Here is a 6080-nt window from a genome sequence, read left to right as displayed (position 1 = left end):
CCTGTTGCGTCACTTCCGACCTATGCGTTCCAGCGGCAGCGTTACTGGCTGGAGGCTGAGAAGGCGAGTGGGGACGCCGCGACGATGGGGCTGTCGGATGCGTCGCATCCGCTGCTTGGCGCTGCGACGCCGCTTGCGGAGAGCGACGGGTTTTTGTTGACGGGCCGGTTGTCGTTGTCGGAAGCGGGCTGGCTTGGCGACCATGCGGTGTTCGGGACGGTGCTGCTGCCGGGGACCGGGCTGCTGGAGCTGGGCTTTGCGGCGGCGCGTGCGGTTGGATTGACTGAAGTGTCGCAGCTGACGCTGCTGGCGCCGCTGGTGCTGCCGGCGGAGGGTGGTGTCCGGCTGCAGGTTCAGGTTGATGGTGCCGAGGCAGGCGGCGGAGGCCGGGACCTGAGCATCTATAGCCGAGTGGAAGATGCGGCTGAGGGCGGGTCGTGGACGCTGCATGCGCAGGGCGTGCTGGGCGAGGCTGCGGAGCAGGAAGCCGCGCAAGAGAGCGGGCTTGAAGTCTGGCCGCCTGTTGGCGGCGAGGCGATCGACCTGAGCGGTCATTACGCGCGGATGCAGGCGCGGGGCTACGGCTATGGGCCGCTGTTCCAGGGTCTGGTCGAGGCCTGGCGGGTTGGTGATGCCGTGGTTGGGCGGGCGGTGCTTGCGGAAGCGCTGTGGCCGTCGGCGGACGAGTACGGCTTGCACCCGGCGCTGCTGGACAGTGCGCTGCATGTGCTGAGTTTTGATCGTGTGGCAGGCGCCGATCTCGACGGCGGTGCTGACGCTCCGCTGCTGCTGCCGTTCGAGTGGTCGGAGGTATCGCTGGCAGCGACGGGTGCGCGTGAGCTGCGGATCCGGGCCTCGGTCGAGCGCAGCGGCGAGGGCGAGGCGCTGGCGCATCTGCAGCTTGCGGATGGTCACGGGCGTGTGGTGGCGCATGTCGGGGGCTTGCGGCTGAAGCAGGCGAGCGAAGCGCAGATCCGCGATGCCGCGCGCAGCGAGGCGCAGCATCTTTATCGTCTGGAATGGCGTGCGGTCGCCTTGGGTGAGAGCGGAACTCAAGCGCTTGCCCCGCCGGTGATCGTCGGAGGCGACGGCAAGCTGGCCGCAGCTCTGGGGCTTGATCACGCCGAGAGCGTATCGGCCCTTGTTACGCGCCTCGACGAAGGCGGAGCGATCCCCGCTCAAATCGTGTTCGACCATCTGTCTGATCCGGCTGAACCAGCAGGCCCCGTGCTTGCGGCGACGCATGCGACGGCGGAGCGTGGCCTGGCCGAGCTGCAGGGGATTTTTGGCGAAGCGCGGCTGAACGAGACGGCGGTGATTTGGCTGACGCGGGGCGCGGTGGCGACGGGTCCGGATGAAGGCGCAAGCGGACTGTCGCGGGCGCCGCTGTGGGGTCTGGTGCGGAGCGCACGTGCGGAACATCCGGATCGGCGGCTGCAGCTTGTCGATGTCGATGTCGTGCTTGCAGATGCATCGCTGCTGGCGAAGCTGACGTCGACGACGTCGGAGCCTGAGCTGGCGCTGCGCCATGGTGCGGTGCTGGCACCCAGGCTGGCGCGCACTGGCGCGGGCACACTTCAGGCACCGGCGTCAGCGCCGGATTACCGCGTGGTGGTCACCGATCCCGGCCGGCTCGACGGCGTCAGCCTGGTGGCAGCACCGGAGCTGTCGGAGCCATTGGCACCAAATGATGTCCGGGTCTGCGTGCGTGCGGCCGGCATGAACTTCCGCGATGTGCTGATCACGCTGGGGCAGATTGCCTCGCCCGGCATCGGGTTCGAGTTTGCCGGCGTGGTGGAGGCGGTCGGCGCGGACGTGACGTCGGTTGCGGTTGGCGATCGCGTATTTGGCTGTGGGCGCGGCTGTTTTGGCACACGCGCGGTCACAGTGGCCGAACAGCTTGCAAGGGTCCCGGCGGGGATGTCGTTCGAGGCGGCGGCGACGATCCCGCTGGCCTATCTGACGGCGCTGTATGCGCTGCAGGAGCTCGGGCATATCAGGTCGGGTGATCGGGTTCTGGTGCACGCGGCGGCCGGCGGCGTCGGGATGGCTGCGGTGCAGCTGTGCCGTCACTTCGGCGCGGAGGTCTATGGCACGGCGAGCCCGGGTAAATGGCCGGTGCTGGAACGGATGGGACTGGACGGACGGCATATCGCCAACTCGCGCGATCTAAGCTTCGAGACCCAGTTCCGATCGGCAACCAAAGGCGAGGGCGTCGATATCGTTCTCAATGCGCTGACGGGCGAGTTCGTCGATGCCTCGCTGCGGCTTTTGCCGCGGGGCGGCCGCTTCCTGGAGATGGGGATCGCTGATGGGCGTGACGGTGCTGCGATCGCCGCAAAATACCGTGGCGTGAGCTACCATGCGTTCGTGCTGCCGACGGATCGGATGCCGGCGCTCTTGAAGCAGATCATGGGCTTGTTTGCGCAGGGCGTGCTAAAACCGTTGCCCTATGTTGCCTACGACATCAGGCAGATGCCGGCAGCGCTGCGGCAGATGGCGCAGGGTCGTCATGTCGGCAAGCAGGTGGTGCAATTGCCGCGGCGTCTTGCCGCCGGCGGCACGGTGCTGATCACGGGCGGTGCGGGCGAGCTCGGCCGCGAGGTCGCGCGGCACCTTGTGACTGAGCACGGTGTGCGTCATCTCCTGCTGACGTCGCGTCGCGGCATGGCCGCGCCTGGCGCGAGCGAGCTGTTGGCGGAGCTCGAAGGGCTGGGTGCGCAGACGGTCGAGCTGGTGAGTTGCGACGTCGGAGATCGTGACGCTGTCAGCAAAGTCTTGCGCGCGATCGCGCCGGAACGTCCGTTGACGGGCGTGTTCCATCTGGCAGCTTTGCTGGACGACGGCATCGTGCCGGCGCTCAACGTCGAGCGGCTGGAGCGGGTGCTGCGGCCCAAACTCGATGGCGCCTGGCACCTGCACGAGCTGACGGCGGATCAGGATCTTGCGGCGTTCGTGCTGTTCTCGTCGGTGGCAGCCCTTGGCAGTCCGGGCCAGGCGAACTACGCGGCGGCGAACGTGTTTTTGGATGCGCTTGCGGCGGAGCGGCGACATCGTGGTCTGGCCGGGCAGAGCCTGCTGTGGGGGCTGTGGGAGCAGCGCGGCGTCGGCATGACGGCGCATCTGGGCCGGGCCGAGCTGATGCGGATGCGCCGGCAGGGCGTGCAGGCGCTGTCGCTGCAGCTCGGGCTCGCGCTGCTGGATGCGGCGCAGGCGCAGCCTGAGGCCATGCTGGTCCCGATCCATCTGGATGTCGGCGCGATGCAGCGCCAGCTCAGTGACGACGTGCCGGCGCTGTATCGCGGCCTGGTGCGCAGCGGCTTGCGGCGGGCATCAGCGGCATCGAGCGGCGACACCAATGCGTTGCGCGTGCGGCTGGCCGCCCTTGGCAGCGAGGGCGAGCGGCTGGCTGCGCTGGTGGAGCTGGCACAGGAGGAGATTGCGGCGGTGCTGGCGCTGCCCGGGGCCGCCTCGGTGTCTGCGGACCAACCACTGAAGGATCTCGGGCTGGACTCGCTGATGGCGGTCGAGCTGCGCAACCGCCTGTCGGGACGGGTCGGGACCAAGCTGCCGGCGACGCTGGCGTTCGATTATCCGACGGCGCGGGCGATGTCGCGCCTGCTGCTCGAAAAGCTCGAGCTCGGTCGAGCTTCTGTCCGTCTGGAGCCGCGGCGGGCAATCACCGCGTCGGAGCCGATCGCGATTGTCGGGATGAGCTGCCGCACACCCGGAGGCCCGGCGAGTCCGGAGAGCTACTGGTCATTGCTGGAGCGCGGCGGCGACGGCGTTGGCCCGCTGCCGGGCCGCTGGAGCCGGGATCTGCTGCGGCGCCTGGAGGAGATCACGGGCGGACTGTCGCAGCAAGGCGGTTTTATCGATGGGGTTGCGGACTTCGACGCATCTTTCTTCGGCATCGCGCCGCGGGAGGCGGTGGAGATGGATCCGCAGCAGCGTCTGATCCTGGAAGCGGTGTGGGAAGCGCTGGAGCGCGCGGGGATCCGACCCGAGGGGCTCAGCGAGAGCCGGACCGGGGTGTATCTCGGCTCGATGGCTGGCGATTATGGCACGCATTCGCTCGAGGCGATGACGATGTGGACGGCGACCGGCACGACGTCGAGCGTGCTGGCGGGCCGCGTCTCCTACGTGCTGGGCCTCGAGGGTCCGGCGATGACGGTCGATACGGCATGCTCGTCGTCATTGACCGCGCTGCATCTGGCCTGCGCGGCTTTGCGGCAAAGCGAGTGCGATCTGGCGCTGGCGGGCGGCGTGACTGTGATGTCGACGCCCGCGACCTTTGTGGCGCTGGGACCGGACAACGGCATGGCGCCGGACGGTCGCTGCAAGGCGTTCTCGGCGGGGGCCAATGGCGCGGGCTGGAGCGAAGGCTGCGGCGTGCTGGTGCTGAAGCGGCAGTCGGATGCGGAGCGGGACGGCGACGAGATTTTGGCACTGATCCGGGGTTCTGCAGTGAACCAGGACGGACGAAGCCAGGGCCTGACGGCGCCGAACGGTCCGAGCCAGCAGCGGGTGATCCGTGCGGCCTTATCGGCGAGCGGGGTGAGCCCCGACGAGATCGACGTCGTCGAAGCGCACGGGACCGGAACCAGCCTCGGTGATCCCATCGAAGCAGGCGCCTTGGCCGCGGTGTTCGGGCCGACGCGGCGGGCGGATCGTCCGCTGTGGCTGGGCTCGTCGAAGTCGAACCTCGGGCACACGCAGGCGGCGGCGGGTGTTCTCGGCGTGATGAAGATGGTGCTTGCGCTCAAGCACGAGGTTTTGCCGAAGACGCTGCATGCGGAACATCCCAGCCACCAGATCGAGTGGGACGGCAGCGGGCTGTCGCTGCTGCAGGAGGCGCGTGCGTGGCCGCGTGATGTGGCACGGCCTCGGCGCGCAGGCGTCAGCGCGTTTGGACTGAGCGGGACGAATGCGCATGTTGTTCTGGAGGAAGCGCCGGCGGGCTCTGCTGCTGTCAGCAGTGAGGTGCAGGAGGCTGCGAACGGCGCGGTCGGGGCTGAGGCGTCATCGCCGTTGATCCCGCTGCTGGTGTCGGGCCGTGACGAGGCAGCACTTTGGGCGCAGGCTGGCCGGTATGGGGAGTGGCTGTCGCAGCATCCTGATGCGGACTTCCATTCTGTGATTGCGACGGCGGCATTGCACCGGACGCAGTTTGCTTCGCGGGCCGCGGTGTCGGTACGCGATGCGGCGGAAGCCGTGGACGCACTGCGATCGCTGGCCGAAGGCCGCCCGCATGCGATGGTATCGGTTGGAGAAACCAGGGGCGAGCAAGGCAAGCTGGCGTTCCTGTTTACGGGTCAGGGCGCGCAGCGGATCGGCATGGGCAGCGCGCTGCTGGAGACGTGTGCGGAGTTCCGCGCAGCATTCGAGGAGATCTGCGGCCATTTTGACGCGCTGCTGGATCTGCCGCTGCGCAGCGTGATGTTTGCGGAAGAAGGCTCGGAGCCGGCCGCAAAGCTCGACGAGACGGCCTATGCGCAGCCGGCTTTGTTTGCGGTCGAGGTCGCGCTGTTCCGTCAATTGGAGCAGTGGGGCATTGAGCCCGATATCCTTCTGGGCCACTCGATCGGCGAACTCAGTGCCGCGCATGTCTCGGGCGTGTGGTCGCTGAAGGATGCCTGCCGCGTGGTCGCGGCGCGCGGCCGCCTGATGCAGGCGCAACCTGCCGGCGGCGCCATGGTGGCGCTGGAGGCAAGCGAAGAGGAAGTGCTGCCGCTGCTCACTGACGGTGTCGAGATTGCGGGACTGAACGGGCCGCGCTCGACGGTGATATCCGGCGATGAAGTAGCTGTGCTGGCGCTGGCGGAGCAGTTCAGGAGCAAGGGCCGCCGGACCAGCCGCCTGCAGGTCAGCCACGCGTTCCACTCGCAGCGCATGGAGCCGATGCTGGAGGCGTTCGGCAAGGTGCTGGCGTCCGTCACCTTTGGCACGCCGCGCTTGCCGATCGTGAGCAACGTGACGGGACGTCTGGCGACCAAGGACGAGCTTTGCAGCGCGGAGTACTGGGTGCGTCAGGTACGCAGTCCGGTACGGTTCCTCGACGGCGTGCATGTGCTGGAAGC

At 68.2% G+C, this 6080-nt stretch carries 1 protein-coding gene; it reads left to right on the top strand.

The features are described from left to right. Positions 1-6080, top strand: a 6080-nt coding sequence (locus UP06_RS06790; RefSeq protein WP_045001589.1) for a type I polyketide synthase, incomplete at both ends; no start/stop codon positions are given.

This window comes from Bradyrhizobium sp. LTSP857 (assembly GCF_000938285.1).
GTDB lineage: Bacteria > Pseudomonadota > Alphaproteobacteria > Rhizobiales > Xanthobacteraceae > Bradyrhizobium.
This window is presented reverse-complemented; position numbering and strand designations above follow the sequence as displayed.